This is a genomic window from Oxynema aestuarii AP17 (genome assembly GCF_012295525.1).
In the GTDB taxonomy this organism is placed as follows: domain Bacteria; phylum Cyanobacteriota; class Cyanobacteriia; order Cyanobacteriales; family Laspinemataceae; genus Oxynema; species Oxynema aestuarii.
On sequence record NZ_CP051167.1, the window covers coordinates 1,266,543 to 1,289,347 of the forward strand.

Annotated in this window: 19 protein-coding genes and 1 tRNA gene; 5 read left to right on the top strand and 15 right to left on the bottom strand. The window is 51.8% G+C overall.

The window, feature by feature from the left end:
* Nucleotides 1-37: 37 nt before the first annotated feature.
* The 4 genes from HCG48_RS05000 to HCG48_RS05015 all read right to left on the bottom strand — a co-directional run bounded on the left by HCG48_RS05000 (nucleotide 38) and on the right by HCG48_RS05015 (nucleotide 2,397).
* The gene (locus HCG48_RS05000) at nucleotides 38-562 is read right to left on the bottom strand and encodes a TolB family protein (protein WP_168568168.1); all 525 of its coding nucleotides are present in this window, start codon (nucleotides 560-562) and stop codon (nucleotides 38-40) included.
* A gap of 27 nt (nucleotides 563-589) precedes the next feature.
* Nucleotides 590-1,156, bottom strand: coding sequence for a TolB family protein (locus HCG48_RS05005; protein ID WP_168568169.1), 567 nt, complete (start codon nucleotides 1,154-1,156; stop codon nucleotides 590-592).
* Between the two features lie 96 nt (nucleotides 1,157-1,252).
* A complete protein-coding gene (locus HCG48_RS05010) occupies nucleotides 1,253-2,056 on the bottom strand; it encodes a Ycf66 family protein (protein ID WP_168568170.1) in 804 nt (267 codons plus the stop codon).
* A gap of 221 nt (nucleotides 2,057-2,277) precedes the next feature.
* Nucleotides 2,278-2,397, bottom strand: coding sequence for a photosystem II reaction center X protein (locus HCG48_RS05015; protein WP_168568171.1), 120 nt, complete (start codon nucleotides 2,395-2,397; stop codon nucleotides 2,278-2,280).
* 296 nt (nucleotides 2,398-2,693) lie between these two features.
* On the opposite strand from HCG48_RS05015, the gene HCG48_RS05020 reads away from it, so the two are divergent.
* Nucleotides 2,694-2,978 carry a YggT family protein gene (locus HCG48_RS05020; protein WP_168568172.1) on the top strand — a complete coding sequence of 95 codons (285 nt, stop codon included), beginning with the start codon at nucleotides 2,694-2,696 and terminating at the stop codon, nucleotides 2,976-2,978.
* 147 nt (nucleotides 2,979-3,125) lie between these two features.
* Here the strand turns inward: HCG48_RS05020 and accC are convergent, their stop codons facing one another.
* The gene (accC, locus tag HCG48_RS05025; RefSeq protein ID WP_168568173.1) at nucleotides 3,126-4,475 is read right to left on the bottom strand and encodes an acetyl-CoA carboxylase biotin carboxylase subunit; all 1,350 of its coding nucleotides are present in this window, start codon (nucleotides 4,473-4,475) and stop codon (nucleotides 3,126-3,128) included.
* Nucleotides 4,476-4,838: 363 nt separating this feature from the next.
* On the opposite strand from accC, the gene HCG48_RS05030 reads away from it, so the two are divergent.
* Nucleotides 4,839-4,920: transfer RNA gene (locus tag HCG48_RS05030), tRNA-Leu, on the top strand.
* A 52-nt stretch (nucleotides 4,921-4,972) separates the two neighbouring features.
* Here the strand turns inward: HCG48_RS05030 and clpB are convergent.
* From clpB to rfbB, 3 genes are all read right to left on the bottom strand, one after another.
* Nucleotides 4,973-7,594: an ATP-dependent chaperone ClpB gene (clpB, locus tag HCG48_RS05035; protein ID WP_168568174.1), complete on the bottom strand. Its 2,622-nt coding sequence runs from the start codon at nucleotides 7,592-7,594 to the stop codon at nucleotides 4,973-4,975.
* 432 nt (nucleotides 7,595-8,026) lie between these two features.
* On the bottom strand, nucleotides 8,027-8,179 hold the full coding sequence (locus HCG48_RS05040; protein WP_168568175.1) for a hypothetical protein: 153 nt from the start codon (nucleotides 8,177-8,179) through the stop codon (nucleotides 8,027-8,029).
* 180 nt (nucleotides 8,180-8,359) lie between these two features.
* Nucleotides 8,360-9,463, bottom strand: a complete 1,104-nt coding sequence (gene rfbB / locus HCG48_RS05045) for a dTDP-glucose 4,6-dehydratase (RefSeq protein ID WP_168568176.1) — start codon at nucleotides 9,461-9,463, stop codon at nucleotides 8,360-8,362.
* A 235-nt stretch (nucleotides 9,464-9,698) separates the two neighbouring features.
* Between rfbB and HCG48_RS05050 the strand changes: the two genes are divergently transcribed.
* On the top strand, nucleotides 9,699-11,360 hold the full coding sequence (locus HCG48_RS05050; protein WP_210437178.1) for a CapA family protein: 1,662 nt from the start codon (nucleotides 9,699-9,701) through the stop codon (nucleotides 11,358-11,360).
* A gap of 160 nt (nucleotides 11,361-11,520) precedes the next feature.
* Here the strand turns inward: HCG48_RS05050 and HCG48_RS05055 are convergent, their stop codons facing one another.
* Nucleotides 11,521-12,564 carry a bifunctional heptose 7-phosphate kinase/heptose 1-phosphate adenyltransferase gene (locus HCG48_RS05055; protein WP_168568177.1) on the bottom strand — a complete coding sequence of 348 codons (1,044 nt, stop codon included), beginning with the start codon at nucleotides 12,562-12,564 and terminating at the stop codon, nucleotides 11,521-11,523.
* Nucleotides 12,565-12,657: 93 nt separating this feature from the next.
* Nucleotides 12,658-13,212 carry a response regulator gene (locus HCG48_RS05060; RefSeq protein WP_281362079.1) on the bottom strand — a complete coding sequence of 185 codons (555 nt, stop codon included), beginning with the start codon at nucleotides 13,210-13,212 and terminating at the stop codon, nucleotides 12,658-12,660.
* 404 nt (nucleotides 13,213-13,616) lie between these two features.
* Here HCG48_RS05060 and lipA point away from each other — a divergent pair, with 404 nt between their 5' ends.
* Nucleotides 13,617-14,561: a lipoyl synthase gene (lipA, locus tag HCG48_RS05065; protein WP_168568178.1), complete on the top strand. Its 945-nt coding sequence runs from the start codon at nucleotides 13,617-13,619 to the stop codon at nucleotides 14,559-14,561.
* 51 nt (nucleotides 14,562-14,612) lie between these two features.
* On the opposite strand, the gene HCG48_RS05070 is transcribed toward lipA, so the two are convergent.
* Nucleotides 14,613-16,124, bottom strand: coding sequence for an alanine/glycine:cation symporter family protein (locus HCG48_RS05070; protein WP_168568179.1), 1,512 nt, complete (start codon nucleotides 16,122-16,124; stop codon nucleotides 14,613-14,615).
* Between the two features lie 305 nt (nucleotides 16,125-16,429).
* On the opposite strand from HCG48_RS05070, the gene HCG48_RS05075 reads away from it, so the two are divergent.
* Nucleotides 16,430-16,690, top strand: coding sequence for a MoaD/ThiS family protein (locus HCG48_RS05075; protein ID WP_168568180.1), 261 nt, complete (start codon nucleotides 16,430-16,432; stop codon nucleotides 16,688-16,690).
* Between the two features lie 270 nt (nucleotides 16,691-16,960).
* Here the strand turns inward: HCG48_RS05075 and folE are convergent, their stop codons facing one another.
* From folE to HCG48_RS05095, 4 genes are all read right to left on the bottom strand, one after another.
* The gene (gene folE / locus HCG48_RS05080; protein WP_168568181.1) at nucleotides 16,961-17,599 is read right to left on the bottom strand and encodes a GTP cyclohydrolase I FolE; all 639 of its coding nucleotides are present in this window, start codon (nucleotides 17,597-17,599) and stop codon (nucleotides 16,961-16,963) included.
* Between the two features lie 81 nt (nucleotides 17,600-17,680).
* On the bottom strand, nucleotides 17,681-18,781 hold the full coding sequence (locus tag HCG48_RS05085) for a CobW family GTP-binding protein (protein WP_168568182.1): 1,101 nt from the start codon (nucleotides 18,779-18,781) through the stop codon (nucleotides 17,681-17,683).
* A 181-nt stretch (nucleotides 18,782-18,962) separates the two neighbouring features.
* Complete coding sequence (gene hemB / locus HCG48_RS05090) at nucleotides 18,963-19,967, bottom strand: porphobilinogen synthase (protein WP_210437242.1); 1,005 nt, start codon at nucleotides 19,965-19,967, stop codon at nucleotides 18,963-18,965.
* A gap of 193 nt (nucleotides 19,968-20,160) precedes the next feature.
* Entirely contained in the window at nucleotides 20,161-22,764 is a 2,604-nt protein-coding gene (locus tag HCG48_RS05095; RefSeq protein WP_168568183.1) for a DNA gyrase/topoisomerase IV subunit A, read from the bottom strand.
* Nucleotides 22,765-22,805: the final 41 nt, after the last annotated feature.

Below are 22,805 nucleotides of genomic sequence, written 5' to 3' on the forward strand. Positions count from 1 at the left end.
GTAGGGACAAACCATTTCTGGATTCTCCCCTCGACGATTAGCGCGGCGCGATTGGGATATCGAGAGGTTTTCCAGAACGCTCGTAAACGAGGATATCCCATTGTCCGTTAGCGCTGGACTCGAAGGCGATCGTGCTGCCATCGGCGCTAATCGTGGGGTTGCGGATTTCGGCGTTTAAGTTGTCGGTGAAGTTCTGCAGTTGGCGGGTTTGGCGATCGTAGAGATAAACGTCGGTGCGACCTTCGCGGGTTCCGGCGAAGACGATGTAACGTCCGTCTTGGGTAATCGAAGGGTTGGCGGCGATCGCATCTAAGCTGTTGAGTCCGGGAACGTCGATCGGTTGGCGGGTTTTACCGTCGAAGAGATAGATATCTTGGCGTCCGAAGCGATCGGAGGCGAAGACGATGAAGCGACCGCTAATGTTGGGGTGGAGTTCGTCGGCGGGGGAGTTCAAACCGCGACCGCCGCGATCGAAGGGAAAGTTCAACAGGCGTGGGTAGGTGCTGCAACTTGTCAGCAGACTGGTTAAGGCGAGTAGGGGAATGAGGGTTAAGCGCTTCACGAGATCGAGGAGGGGGAAGGGAAACGGCTAAGGGAAACTGACAGAAGTTCCCGGAGTTTGTCCGTCGAGGAGGTCGAGTTCGATCGCCGGACCGCGATCGAGGGTTTCGATGTCCCATTGACCGCGCCGTCCGCTTTCAAAGACGATATAGCGACCTTCCGGGCTGATTTTCGGGCGTCGGATGCCGCCGAGATCGGCTTGGTAGACGACTTGGGAGCCTTGGGTGATGCGATCGTAGACGACGATCGCCCCCCGGCTACGGTTGGCGATCGCGTAGGCGAGGTAGCGTCCGGTGTTCGTCAGGCTCGGACTTTCGGCGATCGCGTCCGGTCGGTTTAAGCCGGAGAGCTGTAAAAACCGCCGTTCTTGCAAGTCATACATAAAAATGTCGTGACTGCCGTTGCGATTGGAGACGAAGGCCAAAAAACGACCGTTGGCGCTTAAGGCGGGTTGAGCGTCGGTGTAGCGACTGTTGACCGAACTCGGCGCCAGGGAGACTTGGGGGGACTCGCAAGCGGCGAGCAACCCCGCCACGATCGCGCCACAACCAAGACTCAGACCCCGGCGCGTCCAGTGGCGCAGTCTCTTGGTCACAACGGAGACGTTGCACGATTCTCCCGCGCAGACCCTACACGATCGCCTCTTGCCATTTGCGAAATACCCAAAAAGCACCGAATTCGCCTGTAGAGTTTAGTAATCGAAATTCCCGGTATTGTCTTCTTCCTCATCCTCGTTCGGGTCGATCGGTTGATAATCGACATACTCGCTCGGACTCGGTTCGTCCTGCGGTTGGGGAGGACGGCGCGGCGGACGTTCGGGTCCGACGTCGTCGGTCGGTCGGGGACGGCGGCGGGTTCTCGATGTCGTACTCGTGCGCCGGGTACTGGCCCGAGGGATATCGCTGCTGTTGGGATCTTCGCTTTCGACCGAGGCATCCATGTCGTCGTAATACCCGTTATTCGGGGGCTCGGGCGATCGCGGGCGACGTCTGCGGGTGCGGCTGTCGGCGGCAGAACTACTACTCGGTCGCCGGGTGGGAGGACGCCGACGCACGTCGTCATCGTAGTAGGTACTGCGACTGTTGCGCGGATCTTGAGAGCCTTTGATGCGACGACGCACGGGACCTTCGTCGTAGGGTTCGATCTCGTCGAGTTCGGCATCGACCCGGTAGACGCGGCTCACGGGTCGGTCTTCATCGACAATCGGCGCCTGTCGCTTAGCTTGCGCGGTGGTCACCCCCCGCAATCGGACATTTTCATAGGCGAAAAAGATCGCCGATCCCCCTAAGAGGATTTGACCGAATTGCATGATCGGGTCGAAGCGCCATCCGTAAAAGAAGAGGATCCCGCCACAGAGCAACGCGACTGCTGCAAAGAATAAATCGTAATCCCGAGATAGTTCCGGACGCCACGATCGCACGGCGTAAAGCAAGGCCCCGCCAACGGCGATCGCGATGCCGACAATACTCGCTAAATTGAGACTAAAATTGACCATCGCCTCTCTCCTACTACCTGTCCTATGGTAGCGAGTCTGCGTTCAAATCTCCACCGCATCGTTGCTGCGATCCGGTTTGGCTTCATTGTATCGGGTCGCGCGATCGCCCCTCGAAGGCGGATTTCTCGCCGGGCGACAAAAAACCTCAAGTTCTCGGTTGGAGAGGACGCACGATTCTCCTCCCCCGCCGCAACTTGAGGTCGATCGCTTTCGAGCGCGGTTTAGGAACGGCGTTGAATTTTGTCTTTTTGGCTGATGAAGAACAAACCGCCGAAGATCGCGCCTAAAACTAAAGCGCCCCAAAACAGACTCCAAAATAAATTCGCTAAAGAAGGTGTCATCGTTGTTAAATTCCTCAATCACAAGATTGCCTTTTTTGAATTTTAGTGAAGTTTTACCCCGTTGAGAAGCCTATCTTTCAGAAATCTCCCCAAGCCATCCCTCGGGGTTTACCCGGGACGATCGCCGAAATTTCCGACCGACAGCCGGGGTTTTCAGGGAGCAGAACGCTGTAATTCCCTGATTTTTGGTGTTTTTCCCCTGCGATCGCCCATCTCCCGGTTTGCGGCAATTTTTAGGGGCGATCGCCCGTTAAAATAGAAGTCGATAGCGGTAACAAAACTTAAAGATTTGACTCATGAGTTCAGCAGCGATCGCCTCTTGGATTGTCGGCCCCATTTTACTGGTCATGACCTTACTGTTCATCTTACGGATCGTCCTCACCTGGTATCCACAAGTCGAACTCAACAAACTCCCCTGGAATCTGATCGCCTGGCCCACCGAACCCTTTTTAATTCCCACGCGCAAACTCATCCCTCCCCTCGGCGGCGTCGATATTACCCCCATTCTCTGGGTCGGCATTTTCAGCTTGCTGCGCGAACTGCTGCTGGGTCAGCAAGGGATTATCACCATGATGATGTAGGAGTGATGATGTAGGAATTCTAGGGCAAGGGATTTGAGATTTTAGATTTTGAGATTGAGAAGGTCAAGATTTTGTTGCTGGTGCGGGCATCTTGCCCGCATCATCAATCACGGTTCTTATAAGTAAGATATTCTCCCTTCCGACCCCCTACTCTTTACTCATCAATTGCTCTACAAAATTGGTATACACATCTCCCCGACAGAAATCGTCATTTTCGAGAATCCGTTGGTGAAAAGGAATCGTCGTCGGTAATCCCGTGATCGCACATTCCCGTAACGCCCGTCTCATGCGGCAGATAGCCGAGGGGCGATCGGGCGCCCAGACAATTAACTTCCCAATCAGAGAATCGTAGTAAGGCGGAATCTCATAATCCGTATAGACGTGGGAATCCATCCGTACTCCCGGACCTCCCGGGGGCAAATAGCCGCTAATACGTCCCGGATGGGGCCGGAAGTTGCGATCGGGATCTTCCGCATTCACCCGACATTCGATCGCGTGACCCCTTAACTGCACCTGCTCTTGGGTCAACTGCAACTTCTCCCCTTGGGCAATTCTCAACTGTTCGGCAATCAAATCCAACCCCGTAATCATTTCCGTCACCGGATGTTCCACCTGAATCCGGGTGTTCATCTCCATAAAATAGAACTCTCCCGACGCATCGAGGAGAAATTCCACCGTTCCCGCCCCGGTGTAATGAATCGATTTCGCCGCTTGAACCGCCGCATAACCCATTTTTTCGCGCAATTCCGGCGTTAATGCCGGACTGGGAGCTTCTTCGAGTAATTTTTGGTGCCGTCGCTGGATCGAACATTCCCGTTCGCCGAGGTGAATGACATTGCCGTAATTGTCCGCGAGGATTTGGAACTCGATATGACGGGGGCGTTCGACGAACTTCTCCATATAAACCCCCGCATTGCCAAACGCCGCTTCCGCTTCCCCTTGGGCGGCGGCAAATGATTTCGGCAATTCGCTTTCACTTCTGACCAGACGCATCCCGCGACCGCCCCCCCCGGCGGTGGCTTTGATAATCACCGGATAGCCGATTTTACGGGCGACGGACAGGGCTTGTTTTTCGTCGGTGAGCAAGCCGTTACTACCGGGAACCGTGGGAACCCCCGCCCGTTGCATGGTTTCTTTAGCAGTGGATTTGTCGCCCATCGCCCGGATGGCGTCGGGGGTCGGACCGATGAAGGAGATTTGATGGTCGGCGCAAATTTCGGCAAAGCGCGCGTTTTCTGCTAAAAAGCCGTAACCGGGATGAATGGCGGTGGCGTTGTGGGTCAGGGCGGCAGAGATGATATTGGGGATATTGAGATAGCTTTTGCTGCTGGGGGCTTCGCCGATGCAAACTGCTTCGTCAGCGAGTTGGACGTGCAGGGCTTGGGCGTCAACGGTGGAGTGAACGGCAACAGTAGCAATCCCTATTTCTTCGCAGGTGCGGAGGATGCGAAGGGCGATTTCGCCTCGGTTGGCAATCAGAATTTTAGAAAATTGCATTACTATCGCGCTGGGGTTGACTCGTGGGTGAAAAGAAATGAGAGAAATGAATAGCGGATCCGATCGAACCCGCTCGTGATGCGCCCGATCGCCTGGGCGTCCGGTGCCTAACCGATTATCGTATCACGGAGGCGATCGCAAGGAAGATTTGTTATTTTAGATTTTAAATTTTAGATTTTAGATTAAATTTTTATTGAAATTACTAAGTTTTTGCATTTTTATTTGTAGTAATACAATTTTAAAATAATATAGATTTTCTGAAAAAATGCACGAAATTTTCCAAAAAAGGCGATCGCATCGCCGATAGATGTGTTAAAGTACGATCCGGATGCGATACAATAGTAAATCGCAGCAAATCACCGCGCGGATGTGGTGGAATTGGTAGACACGCACGCTTGAGGGGCGTGTGACGCAAGTCTTGCGAGTTCGAGTCTCGCCATCCGCATTGTCAGAATACAAAAGTGTAGGGTGGGCAAATGTTGCCCACCCTACAGGTTTTAACGAGCAGTCGTCACCAACTCCGACGGGAGACGTTTGAACGAGAGGCGTTCATTTTCGACATCGACAAAGATCGTGTCGCCGTCGTTAAATTCGGCGCGTAGAATCGCTTTAGCAATTTGGGTTTCCAACTCCCGTTGGATGGCGCGTTTGAGGGGACGGGCGCCGTAAACGGGGTCGTAGCCAACTTCCGCCAAGAAATCGATCGCCCCTTCCGAGAGTTGAATCGACATCTTGCGGTCCGCCAAGCGTTGCGCCAAGCGACCGAGTTGGAGTTCGACTATTTGACGCAATTGATGTTTCTGCAAACTGTGGAAAATCACAACTTCATCGATACGATTGAGGAATTCGGGGCGGAAATTGCCGCGCATGGCGTCCATAACCCGCGATCGCATTTCTTCGTACCGAGAATCGTCCCCCGCCAGATCGAGAATGTACTGAGACCCGATATTACTGGTCATGATAATCACGGCATTTTTGAAGTCCACCGTGTGACCTTGGGCGTCGGTGATGCGTCCGTCATCGAGAATTTGCAGCATGATATTAAACACGTCGGGGTGCGCTTTCTCGATTTCGTCGAACAGAATCACCGCATAAGGACGGCGCCGGATCGTTTCGCTGAGTTGTCCGCCTTCTTCATAACCGACATATCCCGGAGGCGCGCCAATCAAGCGGGAAACGGCGTGTTTCTCCATATATTCCGACATGTCGATGCGGACCATCGCCTCTTCGGTATCGAATAAATAGGCGGCGAGGGCTTTGGCGAGTTCCGTTTTCCCTACCCCGGTCGGTCCGAGGAAGATAAAGCTGGCGACGGGACGATTGGGGTCGGCGAGTCCGGCGCGCGATCGCTGGATCGCGTCGGCGACGGCGGTTACCGCTTCTTCCTGACCGACAACGCGCTGGTGTAGTTCCTCTTCGAGGTGCAGGAGTTTTTCTTTTTCCGATTCGACTAATTTACTAATCGGAATTCCGGTCCATTTAGAAATAATTTCGGCGATGTCGGATTCGGTGACTTCTTCGCGCAGCAGGGTTTGACCGCCTTTTTGATTGGCTTCGAGTTGTCCTTCGGCGTTTTCGAGTTGTTTTTGTAACTCGTTGAGTTTGCCGTATTTGAGCTCGGCGGCGCGGTTGAGGTCGTAGCTGCGTTCCGCTTGTTGAATTTCGATGTTGACGCGATCGATTTCTTCTTTAATGGTTTGAATGTTTTCGATCGTGTCTTTTTCCGATTCCCACTGACTGTTGAGGGTGCGTTGGTGTTCTTTGAGGTTTTCGATCTCTTTGTCGAGGAGTTTGAGGCGGTCTTGGGAGGCGGTGTCGGTTTCGTTTTTTAACGATAGCCTCTCCATTTCCAGTTGGACGATTTTGCGATCGATCTCGTCGAGTTCTTCGGGTTTGGAGGTAATCTCCATTTTGAGTTTAGCGGCGGCTTCGTCTACGAGGTCGATCGCCTTATCCGGGAGAAAGCGATCGCTGATGTAGCGACTGGACAGAGACGCGGCGGCGACGAGGGCGTTATCGGAAATTTTAACGCCGTGGTGAACTTCGTAGCGTTCTTTCAAACCGCGCAAGATCGAGATCGTGTCGGTGACGGAAGGTTGATCGACGTAAACCTGTTGGAAACGGCGTTCTAAGGCGGCGTCTTTTTCGACGTATTTGCGATATTCGTCTAGAGTCGTGGCGCCGATACAGCGCAGTTCGCCCCTAGCGAGCATCGGTTTGAGCAAGTTCCCCGCATCCATCGCCCCTTGGGTAGCTCCGGCGCCGACGACGGTGTGAATTTCGTCGATAAATAGGATGACATTCCCGTTGGAGTCGGTGACTTCTTTGAGGACGGCTTTGAGGCGTTCCTCGAATTCGCCACGAAATTTAGCCCCGGCGATGAGGGCGCCCATGTCGAGGGCGATCAGGCGACGGTCTTTGAGGGATTGGGGGACATCTCCGGCGATGATGCGTTGGGCGAGTCCTTCGGCGATCGCGGTTTTACCGACGCCGGGTTCGCCGATGAGGACGGGGTTATTTTTGGTTCGCCGGGAGAGAATTTGAATAGTCCGCCGAATTTCGTCGTCTCTACCGATCACGGGGTCGAGTTTACCTTGACGCGCGGCTTCGGTGAGATCGCGGCCATATTTTTCTAAGGCTTGGTATTTCCCTTCGGGATTTTGATCGGTCACTTTTTGGCTCCCTCGCACTTGGGCGATCGTGGTTTTGAGTTTTTGTTCGTCGAGTTGAAATTCTTGATAGAGTGCTTTTCCGAAGCGATCGTCTTTGAGAAAGCCTAAGACGAGGTGTTCGATGGAAATGTATTCGTCTTTATAGGCTTTACGATACTCGTCGGCGCGATCGAGGAGAGTGTCGAGACTGCGTCCGAGAAAGACGGAACTGGATCCGCTTACTTTGGGTTGGCGGTTGATGAATTGTTCGGTGCGATCGCGCAGTTGCTGGACGGGAACTCCAGCTTTATTAAAGATATTGGCTGCCAATCCGGCCCCGTCGAGCAGGGATTTCATGAGATGTTCGCTTTGAAGTTCCTGCTGTTGGGCCTGTTTGGCCAAATCTGGGGTAGCGGCGATCGCCGCCCAAGCTTTTTCTGTAAATAAATTAGGATTATTAGGTTGCATAAGCTGGCTTCTGACCCGATAACCGTTACAGCTCAATTGTAGGCATTCTGCGGCGATCGCCCGGATCGGTGTTCACGGTAAAAATAGGTAGAATCCCCGTCTCTGGAGTAAGGAGTAGAGGGAATCTAAACTCTAAACTCCTCCCTTTGATGCGCATCTTTTGCCCGCCGCCCCCCTAGATCTTGCCTGCCCCTCCCAAAAAAGATTTATCCTCTCAATCTACAATCTACAATCTACAATCTCAAATTTAAAATTATAAGAAAAACGAACTAGAGCGATCGCGCGATCGATTGGAGAGGAGAACCCCAAATCAATCTTTAACAATTCACTCTAATTCGTTCAGGTGATTGGAATGGATGGGTATGTCTTACAGGAAACTAGATTCGGATAAGCAAACAGAAATCAAGAGATATCAACCAATCGTTATTTTTATTAAGAGTTGCTATTCCCTCCTTTTTTCGGGTGGCAAATTTCACCAGTAAATGGCTGAATTCCGATCGCAGGATAGTTATCGTGGTTAGGGCTAAAAATTTCTAAACTTCCTTCTAAAAGGAAATTGATTGTTTTAGCAACATTGAAAGACATCGGTCTTTCTCCTCAATCAATAAGTTCGTATCTTCATCAAAACGAATCGATATGAACTTCCTATGTCGCAGCGATGAAAATTTAGGACATTTTTCGACATATAGCCAAGGCTTACAAAAAGGATGACTCGACGTGCAACACCGCGATCGCGTCATCCAAGCTGAGCAAAATTAAAGACCCTTAAGCATAAACCTGGCGGTAGTAGGCTTGATATTCTTCCGACAGTAACGGTCGCCACCAAGTTTGATTGTCGAGATACCATCGGATCGTTTTTCTCAATCCTTCTTCCACGGTGACGGACGGTTGCCATCCCAACTCAGTTTTAATTTTAGTGGCGTCGATCGCGTAGCGGCGATCGTGTCCGGGACGGTCTTTGACAAAGGTAATGAGGTCTTCTGCAGGTTTGACGGGCAGATCGACCGCCAATTCGTCCATTAACTGACACAACATTTTTACCAAGTCAATATTTTTGACTTCGTTATTGCCGCCAATATTATAAGTTTCGCCCGGTTTACCCTTGTGAATTACCGTATCTAAGGCACTACAATGATCTTCGACATAAAGCCAATCGCGAATATTTTGACCGTCACCATAGACGGGTAATGCTTTCCCCAAAAGCATGTTAATGCACATTAACGGAATCAGTTTTTCGGGGAAATGATAGGGACCGTAATTATTGGAGCAGTTGGTGATAATCGTGGGGATATTGTAGGTGTGAAAGTAGGCGCGGGCGAGGTGATCGCTGCCTGCTTTGGAGGCAGAATAGGGGCTGTTCGGGGCGTAGGGCGTGGTTTCGCTGAAGGCTGGGTCATTCGGGCCGAGACTGCCGTATACTTCATCGGTGGAAACGTGCAGGAACAGACCCCCTCTGTCTGAAATCAGCTCTCGATTTTGGGTGTAATGTTGGCGGTAAGCTTCGAGTAAGGTAAAGGTACCGACGACGTTAGTTTCGATGAAGGCGCCGGGACCGAGGATGGAGCGATCGACGTGAGATTCGGCGGCAAAGTGAGCGATCGTATCGATTTTTTCGTCCACTAAGAGGGTATCGACGAGGGCGCGATCGCAGATATTTCCCGCGATGAATCGAAAGTTGTCAAGTCGTTCGAGGGTCGCTAAATTGGCGCGATTGCCTGCATAAGTGAGGGCGTCGAGAACCACGACGCGATCGCCCGGATAGCGACGACACCAATGGTGAACGAAATTCGATCCGATAAAACCTGCCCCGCCTGTAATCAAAATGCGACGGGCAGTTCTCTGTTGAGATGGGGTAGGGGTCGAGGTCATGCAGGCAAATTTTCTGAAGTTATAACAACCATTAGTCTTCTTGCCCAATTAGGGAAGCAAGCCCATTAAAAAATGGAGCTTTTGACCATTGTGCAAGAGGTCTATTTTTAAAATACCGTAACCGAGGGCTAAAGCATGGAAATTTTAAATATTTAGAAAAGTTAAGTGATTTTTGTCCGAATCCTCCGTCTCCACTCGTATGATGGGTAGAGCGATCGCGCAGTGTGAGGGCATAATGGTGGGCAATGAAGAAGTTTTTGCGTTAGCTAAGCAAGGTAATTCGAGGGCGATTGCCACCCTTCTCAATCGGGTTTTGCAAGGGTATCGGCTCTCTGCTCAAGTTCGGAGGAAAGAGCGCGGTCTCCATATTCTGATCGAGGGCGATCGCGTACCTTCCCCGGAGAATTGCGTGCAGTTTATTCGCAAAGGCTTGCTGCAATTAGATTTGGAAAGCATCGATTCGGTTCGCATTTACGGACGTCCGCGCGGTTCTCAAACTCCGGTATGGCATCAAGCATTTGAGCTAAAAAGTTCTGTCAAAAAATCATCAAAAACAGGCGATCGCACCATCCTTGCGGGGGGTCTTTCTCCACAAAAAAATGGGCGATCGCTCCAGGTAAATTCCAGTCGCAAAAGAAATAAAAATAAGCGCGATGCCCGATTACAAATGCCCTATTTTGTGGTAGGACTTTTGGGACTTTCGAGCTTGTTAATCGGCAGTAGTTGGGGGGCGATCGCCACGACCGACCCACAGGATCCTTTGGCTTTATTTGCGGCGATCGAAGAAAACTTAGGCAGCGTCACCCTGTCTGTTCCTAAAAACCCCTTAAAAAGCCAAACTTCTGTAACTCCCCTGCAACCCTTAGCGGAAGAAAAAGTAATTGCAGACTACAGCCAAGTTGTCAATAACTTTCAAACCTCCATTCCCAGCACCTCTATTACTATCAAAGCGGTTGGAGATATCGTTCCCGGTACCAACTTTCCCAGTCATAAACTGCCGCAAGACCCTCACAACTTATTTGCATCGGTCAAACCTTATTTACAAGGTGCCGATCTTCTATTTGGCAACTTTGAAAGTACCTTAACCGAACATCCTTTTTCTTCCAAAAATGTAAGCGGTTCGATGACCTTTGCTTTCCGCAATCCTCCCGCCTATGCCAAAATCTTAAAAGAAGTTGGTTTTGACATTCTCAATTTAGCCAATAACCATTCTTTTGATTTTGGCGAAGTCGGGATTCAAGAGACGATCGCCAGTTTAAAAGCAGTAGGAATAACGCCGTTAGGGCAAAAAGACGAAATTATTTATTTAACGATTAAAAATATTCCAGTTGCGTTTATTGGTTTTAGTCCTTACGACGCTCACAATTCCGTTCTCGATTTAGCCACGACCAAGGCTTTAGTCGAAAAAGCTTCAAAAAATGCGAGTATTGTCATCGTTTCCATGCACGCTGGCGCCGAGGGGTCCGGCGCCGTCCACGTGAGCGATCGAAGCGAGATCTTTTACGGGGAAAATCGCGGAAATGTGGTTGCTTTCGCCCGGACGGCGATCGATGCAGGCGCCGATTTAGTCTTGGGTCACGGTCCCCACGTTCCCCGAGCTTTAGAACTTTATAAAGGCAAATTAATCGCTTATTCTTTAGGAAATTTTATCGGATATCGAACCTTGTCCACGGGCGGAAATCTCAGTTATTCATTAATTTTAGAAACGGAATTAGATATCGAAGGAAATTTAATAGCGGGGAAGGTGATTCCCGTCTATATCCAAGAACCGGGTATCCCCTATATCGACCAATATTTCCGTTCGGTTCAATTCCTTCGCAATTTAATCGAAAGCGATTTCCCCAATACTCCATTGGCGATCGACCGTCGGGGTCAACTGGTGGTAAAAGAACTTTAAGAGAGTTTTGATAAAGAAAATCTCAAAAAATCTTGTAGGGGGTTTGGTGACCAAACTCCTAGAGGGTTCTCAAACAGGGCTTTTAATGTTGATTTTATAAACAGTCTCTAAATTTGCTAACGAGGATCTACGACGAATGTCTTTGTTTTTCTACAGCAACTCAAGACGGGTTGGTGCTATCTCCATGAATGAATTCAAATAATGCCTCTTGCATTTGGGCGATCGTGGTCGTGGCGGTTCCGAACTGGCGCACGACCAAACTGGCGGCTAAATTGCCTAAAACGGCGGCTTCCCAAGGGGTCGCGCCGATCGCCAATCCCAATGTGAGGACGGCGACCACGGTATCGCCAGCTCCGGTAACGTCGAAGACGTCGGTGCGGTTGAAGGCGGGGATGTGAGCGATCGTTCCGGCGCGATCGAAGATGCTCATCCCTTGTTCGCCGCGCGTGATCAAAATATAGTCTGCTTGGGTCAAATCGAGTAAATCGCCTCCAGCGCGTTCGAGGGTGGCGAGGGTGTCAATTTTGTAACCGAGGGCTTGTTCGGCTTCGGGTAAGTTGGGGGTAAATAAACTGGCGCCTCGGTAGCGGTCGAGGTGCTTTTGAGTATCGACGACGGTTAACGGATGTTTGAGGGTCGCCTCTATCGTCCGGGAGGTGAGGACGCCATCGCCGTAGTCCGAACAGAGAATCGCATCGACGGCGGAATGCTGTTGGCGGATGTAGTCGGCGAGTCGCGCTTGTAAGTCGGGATGGGGGAGGGCGTCGGATTTGCGATCGATGCGGACGATTTGCTGGGTGACGGATTGGCGCGAGTGCGCCGAAATGCGGGTTTTGGTGACCGTGGGGCGATCGCGATCGCGCAAAATCCCGCTCGTGTCAATCCCTACTCCTTCAAAAATGTTCAATAACGCCCGACCCGGTTCGTCTTCACCGACCAACCCCGCCACTTTGACTTGAGCGCCCAACTTCGCCAAATTGTAAACCGCATTGGCTCCCCCACCGGGGACTTGTCGGGTGTTTTCGTGACGGACGATGGGAACGGGGGCTTCGCGGGAGATGCGCTCGACTTGTCCGGTCAGAAACTCGTCGAGGGTCAAGTCGCCGACGACGAGGACGCGGACTCGGGAAAACTGCTGCAAGCGATCGCTCAACCGGGTTGCGGACCGATGCAGTTGGGCGATAAATGGAGAATCTAGAGTCATTGAAATCGCAAGGGGGCAGGAGCGATCGACATTTCGGGGCTTTCCCGTGAAATCCCTGTCAGCCGTTCGCCGCGATCGCTGGAAACCGAGGAACTATTTAAGCTTTTGCTTAATAAAGTTGAGAATTTGGGCATTTTGCTTCTTCAGCGCGTCAATTTCGGCCTGCATCTTCGCCATTTTTTGTTCGATCGCCTGAATTTCCTTCAAACCGCCGACCGCCGCCGCCCCTGCGGGAGCAGCCTTCGCCGCCCCTCCTTTTGGCTTCCACTTCTTGGCTTTCGCCATTGAAGTTTTAATCGCTTCGATCAGAGATTTTTTCTCGAAAGGTTTTTCGATAAATTCAAAAAACTCGAACGGTTCGGAAATTTTCTCAGTCACTTCCTCTTTACGCCCCGACATTAACACGAGGGGGGTCATTTTTCCCTGAGTGTTCGACATTTTGTCGAGCTGTTGGAACACTTCCCAACCGCTAACTTTTGGTAAGAGGAAGTCGAGCATGATCAGGTTAGGATTTTCAGAACGGATTAATTTCAGTCCCTGTTCCCCGTCTCTGGCTTCTAAGACTTCAAAATTGCCTGCGGGTAACATTTCTTTGACCATCCGTTGGATGACCTTACTGTCATCGATAACCAGGATTTTGTTTGCCACGAGTGACTCCTCTGCAGGTGAGTGAAAGCTTTTGCGATCGCGTTACCGCGTCAGACCCCTATTGGTCTGCGGCTCGTCCGAGAGGCGATTTGAGATAGCTCGCCCTAGCTTGGATGATAGATTTATAGATTAATCTATCTTGACCGCGCTTGTCCGTTTGCGCCGATCTGTATGTGTTGGGCGCACGGGGGCAGGGGGTGGGTCTGTGCCCTAGATTAATCTCCCTACACTAGAATAGCCCTCCGATACGGGCAAGCATAACCGATTGAAAGATCGGATCGAGCAAAATGCGCGATCGCGCCCGCCGGGGGATCTGGAACCGATAGGCGATCGCCCCTTAAGCTAAAATGTCCTGAGATTAGGCGGATTGAACCGCGCCTAGCCGACTCACCCAGCCAGATTGTATGTCTCTCAATACCGATCGCACCGTCTCCAACGCCAATCCGACCTCTAGCCTCAAAGCCGAAATTGCGGCGATGCCCCCGTGGTTGCGTCAAAAAGGGATCGGCAAAGCCAGTGAAATTTCTACGGTTCAAAAAATTATCAAACAGCGTCAAATTCACACGATTTGTGAAGAAGGGCGCTGTCCCAACCGAGGGGAATGTTACAGCCGCAAAACGGCGACTTTCCTGCTCATGGGGCCGATTTGCACCCGTTCGTGTGCCTTTTGTCAAGTCGATAAAGGTCACGCGCCGATGCCCTTGGATCCGGACGAACCGCAAAAGGTCGCCGAAGCCGTGGACTTACTCGATTTGCGCTACGTGGTTTTAACTTGCGTCGCCCGCGACGATCTCGCCGACGGGGGGGCCGGTCGGTTTGTAGCGACGATGGCAGCAATTCGCGATCGCCGTCCCCAAACCGAGATCGAAGTGCTGACCGCCGATTTTTGGGGCGGACAGGAGCCGGGGCGATCGCCGCTCGAGCGACAACGCGATCGGATCGCCACCGTCGTCGCCGCTCGACCTGCGTGCTACAACCACAACATCGAAACCGTGCGGCGCCTGCAAGGCCCCGTGCGTCGCGGGGCGAAATACGATCGCTCCCTCGACGTCCTGCGCTACGTCAAAGACTGCGATCCGAGCCTGCCGACCAAATCCGGCTTGATGCTCGGTCACGGCGAAACCGAAGCGGAAATTATCGAAACCTTGCAAGATTTGCGCGCCGTAGGCTGCGATCGCCTGACCTTGGGGCAGTACATGCGCCCGTCTTTGGAACACTTGCCCGTGCGCCACTACTGGACCCCCGAACAGTTCGATCGCCTCGGGGCGATCGCCCGCGACATGGGCTTTGCCCACGTTCGCTCAGGACCGCTCGTTCGCAGTTCCTACCACGCAGGCGAAACCCCCTAACCGGAGTGGGGAACGAGGGGAAAGAAAACAATGCTCTTTCCCCCCGACCGATTACTTAAACACGGGCATTTCGCCGCTTTTCAATCGGGCCATGTAATCGTTGAGATCGTCTAGCACCTTATTCGAGAGTAAGAAAGCGCCGAGGATGTTCGGAAAAGCCATCGAAAATAACATCATGTCGGCAAAATCGAGAACGGCACCCAAATTGACCACCGACCCGATAAACACGCAAACCACGAACATCAAACGGTAAATAATCATCGTTTGTTCGCCGAACAGATAAGTCCAGGCGCGTTCGCCGTAGTAACTCCAGGAAATCATCGTCGAGAACGCGAATAAGAACACCGCCAATCCCAACACCAAGGGGAACCACTCGATGACCGTACCGAACGCTGCCGCCGTCGTTTCCACTCCCGGCGCCGTGGACTGGTCTGCATATTCTCCGGTAATCACGACGACCAAGGCGGTCATGTTGCAGATCACGACCGTGTCGATGAACGGTTCGAGTAAGGCAACAATCCCCTCGCGGACGGGTTCGTGAGTGCGTGCGGCAGCATGGGCGATCGCCGCCGAACCCAATCCCGCCTCGTTGGAGAACGCCGAACGGCGCAACCCCTGCACTAACACCCCGATAAAGCCGCCTTCAACCGCTTTCGGCAGAAATGCTTCCGAAATAATGCTGCCAACAGCACCGGGAACCGCAGGTAAGTTGACTAAAATAATCCAAAGAGAAGCCAGGATGTAGATCGCACACATCGACGGCACCAACGCGGCAGCAACCGCGCCAATCCGTCGAATTCCACCGATAATGACCAAAGCCACGAGGATCGAGATGCCGACACCGTAAATCCAACTCGGCAGGGTCGTATTTTCCCCGAATAATTGGCTGAACGCTCCCGCGACGGCGACGTAAGATTGGTTGGCTTGGAACATATTCCCGCCTCCAAACGCTGCCCCAATGCAGCAAACTGCAAACAAAGCCGCTAGAAACTTCCCTAAAGGACGCAGACCCAGTTCGCTCAAGCCTTTGGATAAGTAGTACATCGGACCGCCTGCAACTTGTCCGTTACCTAGGTGGATCCGATATTTTTGTGCCAGGGTACATTCGACGAATTTACTGCTCATTCCGAATAACCCGGCTACTGTCATCCAGAACATCGCACCCGGTCCGCCGATAGAAACGGCGATCGCCACCCCGGCAATATTTCCCAATCCTACGGTGGCGGAAAGGGCGGCGGCGAGAGCTTGGAAATGGGTAACCTCGCCTTCTTCCGCCGGATCGTCGTAATGTCCTGCAATCACGAACCAAGCGTGTTTGAAGGCGCGCAAGTTGATAAATCCCATGCGGAAGGTAAAGAAGATCGCCCCCGCAACCAGCCAGAGGACGATAAGCGGAACGCTAAAAACATCGAATAAGAGAACCGATGCCATCGTATTAACAATAGGGGTGAAAATGGCATCGATCTGATTGACGAGGGTTTGGGGCGCTTCCGGTTCGGCTTGCGCCAAAGCCACGGTGGGCGTCAAGGCAAAGAGTAAAATTAACAGCCAGCGTTGTTTCATAGTCCAGAGAGGTCGATACTAGGAAGGATCCTATGGGCTTGGTTGACACTAAGTTGCTCTCGGAAACACTTCCCCAAGTTTGGGGTGATTTCTTCGGGAGCAATCCGCTCGTTGTTGACGCGGGAGCAAGGCGAGATCGCCCGCCGTCATCCCCGCCGCGATTGTGTCGCAATTGTACTGCGTTGCGTTCGATTGTCTAGGATGCTTTTAGCCGAGCGATCGCGATCGCCTGTCCATGTCTTCACTGTTATCGGCGATCTTCCCTTGCGTATCCTTAAAAAATAACTGTCTGTTTCCCTGCTGCGATGACTGATTCTTCGATAACCATCTCGCTCAAATTGTTTGCCGCTTACCAAGAAGCTTACAATTGCGAACAATTAACTTTACAATTGCCCCCGAACACCCCCGTCGTCGCCGTCCTCGATCGCCTCGTCGGCGAACATCCCGAATTGGAACGGTGGCGCCCGGTAACTCGTTTCGCGGTCAATTTGCAATTCGTCAGCGCCGATACCCCCCTCCAACACGGAGATGAAGTCGTCTTGATTCCTCCGGTCAGTGGCGGTTAGTCTCTTTACTGTTAATGCAAACCACTTTTTGACCGATCGGGCGATCGATCCCGACCCCATGCGGCGGGTAAGGTTGACGAGACTTTGCACCTGCAATTCGCGATCGACTTAAAAGTTCCGACCCTGTAGAAAAAACCTGCAAGTTTGGACAATGTCAAACCTACAGGTCTTTTTTCTCGACTGTTTTATCTGAATGGGCGTTAACTTAAACACCCCATTCAACCCGATCGATTTCGACCGATCGTATGGGTCAGGAGATCGCCCCAATCGTTAATGAAACGATGGATGATGACGGATCAAATCCATGAATTCTTGTCGGGTTCTCGCATCCTCCGCAAACACCCCTTGCATCGAACTGGTCACCGTCCACGAACCGGGCTTTTGCACCCCGCGCATCACCATACACATGTGGGTGGCTTCCACGACAACTGCAACCCCTTGAGGTTTGAGCAATCCTTGCAACGCATCTGCTATTTGCTGTGTCAGTCGTTCCTGAACTTGAAGGCGACGGCCATACATTTCACAAATACGGGCAATTTTAGACAAACCAATGACTTTGCCATTGGGAATATACGCCACGTGGGCTCGTCCGAGAATGGGTAAAATATGGTGTTCGCAGGAGCTAAACAGATCGATGTCGCGTACCAACACCATTTCATTCGTATTTTCCTCAAAAATAGCACCGTTGAGCAGTTCGTCTAAAGATTGCTGGTAACCCGAAGTTAAGAAGCGCAGCGCTTTAACCATTCGTTTTGGTGTATCTCGCAAGCCTTCGCGATCGGGATCTTCTCCGATCCCCAGTAAAAGGGTTCGCACAGCTTCTTGCATCTGCGCTTCGGAGACTGGAGACGGCGGTCGGTTTAGCGTCGGTTTGGCGTCAATCCCGTCCGGTGAAATAGAGAAATTCATAAGCAATTGGTGAGTGAGGGGATGAAACAATCGTTGTTGAGCAATGGTTCTCAAGCAATGGTTCCTGAAAGTAAGTGACCTTCACTGTAAACTGGGCGTTCGGGTCAGGCAGTCCATTAACTGTTGTCGGATTTGCTCTCCATTGAGACCGCGACCGATAAATACGAGTTGGTTTTTGGGTGACGTTTTCCATTGCTCGGTTTGCAAGTCGAAGCGCGGACCGCTCAGTTGAAAGATATTGGCTAACTCGCTTTCTTGGAACCAAATAATCCCTTTGGCTCGAAACACATTTTGTGGCAATCTTTCTTGTAAGAAAGTTTCAAATTTTTTGACCTCGAAGGGGCGATCGCTCTCAAATGAAATCGAGACAAAACCATCATTATCTAAATGGGAAGAATGATGGTGGTCGTGGTGGTCGTGGTGGTCCTGGTGGTCGTGGTGGTCCTGGTGGTCGTGGTGATGGTGATGGCGATCTTTAGGATCTTCATTATCGTTATCCGAGTGCGTCGGGCGATCGCCTTCTCCCAGTAACTCGTCATAGGTTTCTCGCTGGTTGTGACCCACGTCTAAAATTAAGGGGAGCGGTACATTTCCATGTTGACTGTGAAGAATTCTCGCCCCTTCTTTAATCGTGCGAATGTAAGCTTCCAAACTCTCTATTTTCTCCGGTATTGCCAAATCAGTTTTATTCAAAATGGTGATATCTGCATAAGCAATTTGTTTTAAGGCTGCTTCGCTGTCAAAGCAATCTGGCGTGAAGCTTTCCGCATCGACCATCGTCACGATCGCATCGAGTCGGGTAAAGTCTCTCAGTTCGGTTCCAAGAAAGGTCAGAATAATTGGCAGGGGATCGGCAACTCCGGTAGTTTCAATTACCATATAGTCGATGCGATCGCTCCGTTCTAAAATACGATAGACGGCATCGACTAAACCATCATTAATCGTACAGCAAATACAGCCATTGCTCAGCTCTAGCATATTCTCATCTATAGAAACTAGCAATTGACTGTCAATATTGATGTCGCCAAATTCATTAACAAGAACGGCGATTTTCAGGTTTTTATTGTTACTCAAAATATGATTGAGCAAGGTTGTTTTCCCACTCCCCAAAAATCCGGTAATTATCGTAATGGGCATCCCTCGTTTGGGAACCCATAAAACTTTCTTGTTTGGATCGTCCATCGTCTGCTTTTCCTCAACGTAGTGATGCAATTTTGACAGAAGTTAAAAGGGTCGATAGAGCAGCTTTGTCAACTCAAAAAGAGCTGCAAACTCTTCTCCGATCGGATTGAGATCGAAGTTGTAATAACCGCACTCCATTCACCATGGAGCGATCGTGGAAATCTCCCAATTGACAACAGATTTACCTGGCTAATAAAGCCGCAACCTCTTTAGCAAAATAGGTGAGAATTAAATCGGCTCCGGCTCGTTTTATACAGGTCAAGGTTTCGAGCATCACTTTTTCTTCATCAATCCAACCGCATTGGGCTGCTGCTTTTACCATCGCGTATTCGCCACTAACGTTGTAAGCCGCAACAGGTAAGTGGGTATGCTCTTTGATGCGATCGATAACGTCTAAATATGCCAGGGCTGGTTTGACCATGACGATGTCAGCCCCCTCTTCAATATCGAGATCGACCTCTTTAAGGGCTTCTCGACCATTGCCCGGATCCATTTGGTAGGTCTTTTTATCCCCAAACTGGGGAGCCGAATCGAGGGCATCTCGAAACGGTCCGTAGTAAGCCGAGGCATATTTGGCGGTATAAGCGAGAATACCGACATCTGCCCGACCTGCGGCATCTAGGGCTTGGCGGATCGCTCCTACCCGACCGTCCATCATGTCGGAGGGGGCAACAAAATCAGCTCCAGCTTCTGCTTGTGTTAATGCTTGCTTGACGAGGACGGCTACAGTTTGGTCATTGAGGATTTTGCCGTTTTCAACAATACCGTCATGTCCTTGGCTATTGTAGGGATCGAGGGCAACGTCGGCGATCGCCATCATTTGGGGAAATTCTTGTTTGATGGCGCGAAGAGTTCGGGGAATTAACCCGTTGGGATTGTAGCTTTCGCTTCCACGACGGTCTTTGTATTCGTTGGGGATGACGGGAAACAGGGCGATCGCCCCAATCCCCAATTCCGATGCTTGTTCGATTTCTTCAAGTAATCGATCGAGGGGATAGCGAAAACATCCGGGCATCGAGGGGATTGCTTCCGGTTGTCCTTCTCCTTCCTTAACAAATAAGGGATAAACCAAATTATCCACGCTCAAGCTGGTTTCGCACACCATGCGTCGCAACCCTTCGCTACGACGCAGGCGACGAGGACGCTGTCTCTGGAAAAGGGTTAGGCTCGCATCAGTTTCCGTCAGGGTTTCTGACTGGGAGGAGGTTGGGACTCTCAATTGAGACACGTCGGGACTCCTTTTTTAGAATGATTATCATTTTTGTATTTTAGCCTTGTTTGCGTGTCTCAACCAAAAAAAGGAGCCAAAATTGGCTCCCGATCGAAATGCAAGCGGATTGTAGGGAGAGGAAAGAGGCTCAATGGAGCGTTCGACGGGTTTAAATCGTACTGGCGGAACTGAGTAAAGAGACGATTTCTTCTTTCGCTTTAAATTTGGAGAGGCGATCGCCGGGATCGTCTTTGCCTTTGACGGGGATCGATCGCACCGGAACGGACAAGAGGCGATCGCTATCGGTCAACACGATCAAATCGCTGTCCGGCGGCGGGGAAAAAATACCCGCCAAAGCGTCTTCTCGCGATCTAAATGGCATCGATTGCATTCCCAAATCCCCGGGTTTGGCGAGTCGAATTAAATTGAGGGGCAGTTGTTTGGCGTAACCTTGGCGGGAAACGAGGATCAGATGGTCGCGATCGCGCAGGGCCACGCAGCCGACGAGGTGTTCTCCCTTACCCAAGCGCAAGGCAGATTGGGGTTGGGAGGTGCGCGTTGAAATCGGTAAATGCTCGTCGTCGATCGCCAAGCGCAGCAACCGACCGCCGGAGGTCGCGATCGCCAGTTGCTCGTGACGACGGGCGAGAACGACCCGTTCCAGAGCATCTCCATTTTTGAGTTTGCACGCCGTCAGCCCGCGCGCGCTGAGGTTCTCGAACTCCGATAGCGACAGGCGTTTGATCCGACCGCGCTGGGTTAAGAGGATCAAATTGGTGCTTGTCGGTTCGTCCGAGCGAAGCAAGTGGGCGGCGATCGCCTCGGGATCCCCTTGCGCCGACGGGGGCAACAACGTAATCAATGGCGTTCCTTTCGCATTGCGTCCCGTGGTCGGTGGAATATCGCCGACTTTCACCGAATAAGCTTTTCCGGTCGTTAAAAACACCAAAATATCGCGATCGGTTTTCGTTAACTCGCTGTGGATATAAAAATCTTCATTGGCGGCGAGTTCTTCCACCGTTGCCGTTTTCCGGCGGTGGTTTTCCTTCGGCTCGATCGCGCCGGGGGACAATCGCCGGACGTAGCCGCGTTGGGTAAACCCGACGATCGCCTCTTCTGGAGGCCGTTCTAATTCTGCCGTTGCGGGAGTCGCACGGGAACGAGACGATTTACGGGTTTTGCCCGCATCCGCTTTTCCTTTTCCGCCCGAAGTTTCGCGGGTTTTACCCGATTGGCGCGGTTTGGCTTTCGCCGTCGCCGCCGCCGCTTCCCGTTCCGAAATAATTCGCGTCCGTCGCGGGTCGGCGTACTTGCGTTTGAGGGCGCGCAGGTGTTTTTTAAGTTCTTTAAGCAGTTCGTGGCGATCGCCGAGCAAACGCTTTAATTCTTTGCGTTTGGCTTCGAGTTGGGCTTGTTCTTCCTCAATTTTCTGCCGTTCTAGGGCGGTAATCCGGCGCATTGGCATCGCCAGGATCGCATCTGCTTGAGCCGCACTCAAGTTGAGTTGCTCTTGAAAGGTAATTTTCGCCGTGCTGCCATCGGGACTGTTGCGTAAGATCGCGATCGCTTCGTCGAGGTGGTTTAACGCCGCGAGCAAGCCTTCGAGCAAGTGTAGGCGATTTTCCGTTTCTTCGAGTTCGTGGGTGTAGCGGCGGGTGAGGGTTTGTTCTCGAAAATTGAGAAATTCCTGTAAAACCTCGCGTAGGGGCAGTTGTTTCGGCTGACCGTTGACGAGGGCGAGGAGAATCACCCCGAAGTTATTTTGTAAGGGCGTTTGGTGGTAGAGGTGATAGAGAACCGTGTGGGGATCGGCTTCTCGTTTCAGTTCGATCACGACGCGAATGCCTTCGCGATCGCTCTCGTCGCGGATGTCGGAGATCCCGTCGAGTTTACTTTGGTTGACTAAATCGGCGACCTTTTCAATCCAGCCCGCTTTGTTAACTTGAAAGGGTAACTCGGTCACGACGATCGCCGTGCGGCGGTGGCGTCCTCGTCCCCCCTGGATTTCCTCAATTTGGGTGACGCCGCGCACGGGGATGATGCCGCGTCCGGTGGTGTAGGCGCTGCGAATGCCGTCAGTTTCGACGATTTCGCCTCCCGTGGGAAAGTCCGGGCCGGGAATCAACTCGAAGAGTTTGTCGTCGGAAAGGGTCGGGCGATCGATCAAGGCGATCGCCCCATCGACAATTTCGCCCAAATTGTGGGGCGGAATGTTCGTCGCCATGCCCACGGCAATCCCCGAACAGCCATTGAGCAGTAAAATGGGCAATTGGGCGGGTAAAACGGTCGGTTCTTGTTGGGAGTTGTCGAAGTTCCCGATAAACTCGACCGTAGACTCTGCAATCTCGTCGAGTAAGGCTTCATTGCCAATTTCGGCGAGACGGGTTTCGGTGTAGCGCATGGCCGCAGGTGGGTCGTTATCCACCGAGCCGAAATTTCCGTGACCCCCCAAAAGCGGGTAGCGACTGGAAAAGTCTTGAATCAAGCGCACCATGGCGTCGTAAACGGCTTGATCGCCGTGGGGGTGGTATTTACCGAGTACGTCGCCGACGACGCGGGCGCATTTGCGATAGGGGCGATCGGGGGTCAAACCCAATTCGTGCATCGCGTACAAGATGCGGCGGTGAACGGGTTTTAAGCCATCGCGGACGTCAGGCAAGGCCCTCCCAACAATCACACTCATGGCATATTCGAGGTAAGACTGTTGCATTTCCGCGTGCAAGGCAGTCGGGATGACCTGTCCGGAGGACAGTAGGTTTAACTGTTTCGCCATGAGTTTCCGTTCCTGAACAAACCAACTTTCAACGGTGTCCT

Excerpts from the sequence above, each read along its gene's own strand:
- HCG48_RS05010 (WP_168568170.1), bottom strand. The coding sequence starts at position 2,056 with ATGGTCAATTTTAGTCTCAATTTAGCGAGTATTGTCGGCATCGCGATC.
- HCG48_RS05015 (WP_168568171.1), bottom strand. The coding sequence starts at position 2,397 with ATGACACCTTCTTTAGCGAATTTATTTTGGAGTCTGTTTTGGGGCGCT.
- HCG48_RS05020 (WP_168568172.1), top strand. The coding sequence starts at position 2,694 with ATGAGTTCAGCAGCGATCGCCTCTTGGATTGTCGGCCCCATTTTACTG.
- accC (WP_168568173.1), bottom strand. The coding sequence starts at position 4,475 with ATGCAATTTTCTAAAATTCTGATTGCCAACCGAGGCGAAATCGCCCTT.
- clpB (WP_168568174.1), bottom strand. The coding sequence starts at position 7,594 with ATGCAACCTAATAATCCTAATTTATTTACAGAAAAAGCTTGGGCGGCG.
- HCG48_RS05040 (WP_168568175.1), bottom strand. The coding sequence starts at position 8,179 with ATGTCTTTCAATGTTGCTAAAACAATCAATTTCCTTTTAGAAGGAAGT.
- rfbB (WP_168568176.1), bottom strand. The coding sequence starts at position 9,463 with ATGACCTCGACCCCTACCCCATCTCAACAGAGAACTGCCCGTCGCATT.
- HCG48_RS05050 (WP_210437178.1), top strand. The coding sequence starts at position 9,699 with ATGGTGGGCAATGAAGAAGTTTTTGCGTTAGCTAAGCAAGGTAATTCG.
- HCG48_RS05055 (WP_168568177.1), bottom strand. The coding sequence starts at position 12,564 with ATGACTCTAGATTCTCCATTTATCGCCCAACTGCATCGGTCCGCAACC.
- lipA (WP_168568178.1), top strand. The coding sequence starts at position 13,617 with ATGTCTCTCAATACCGATCGCACCGTCTCCAACGCCAATCCGACCTCT.
- HCG48_RS05070 (WP_168568179.1), bottom strand. The coding sequence starts at position 16,124 with ATGAAACAACGCTGGCTGTTAATTTTACTCTTTGCCTTGACGCCCACC.
- HCG48_RS05075 (WP_168568180.1), top strand. The coding sequence starts at position 16,430 with ATGACTGATTCTTCGATAACCATCTCGCTCAAATTGTTTGCCGCTTAC.
- folE (WP_168568181.1), bottom strand. The coding sequence starts at position 17,599 with ATGAATTTCTCTATTTCACCGGACGGGATTGACGCCAAACCGACGCTA.
- HCG48_RS05085 (WP_168568182.1), bottom strand. The coding sequence starts at position 18,781 with ATGGACGATCCAAACAAGAAAGTTTTATGGGTTCCCAAACGAGGGATG.
- HCG48_RS05095 (WP_168568183.1), bottom strand. The coding sequence starts at position 22,764 with ATGGCGAAACAGTTAAACCTACTGTCCTCCGGACAGGTCATCCCGACT.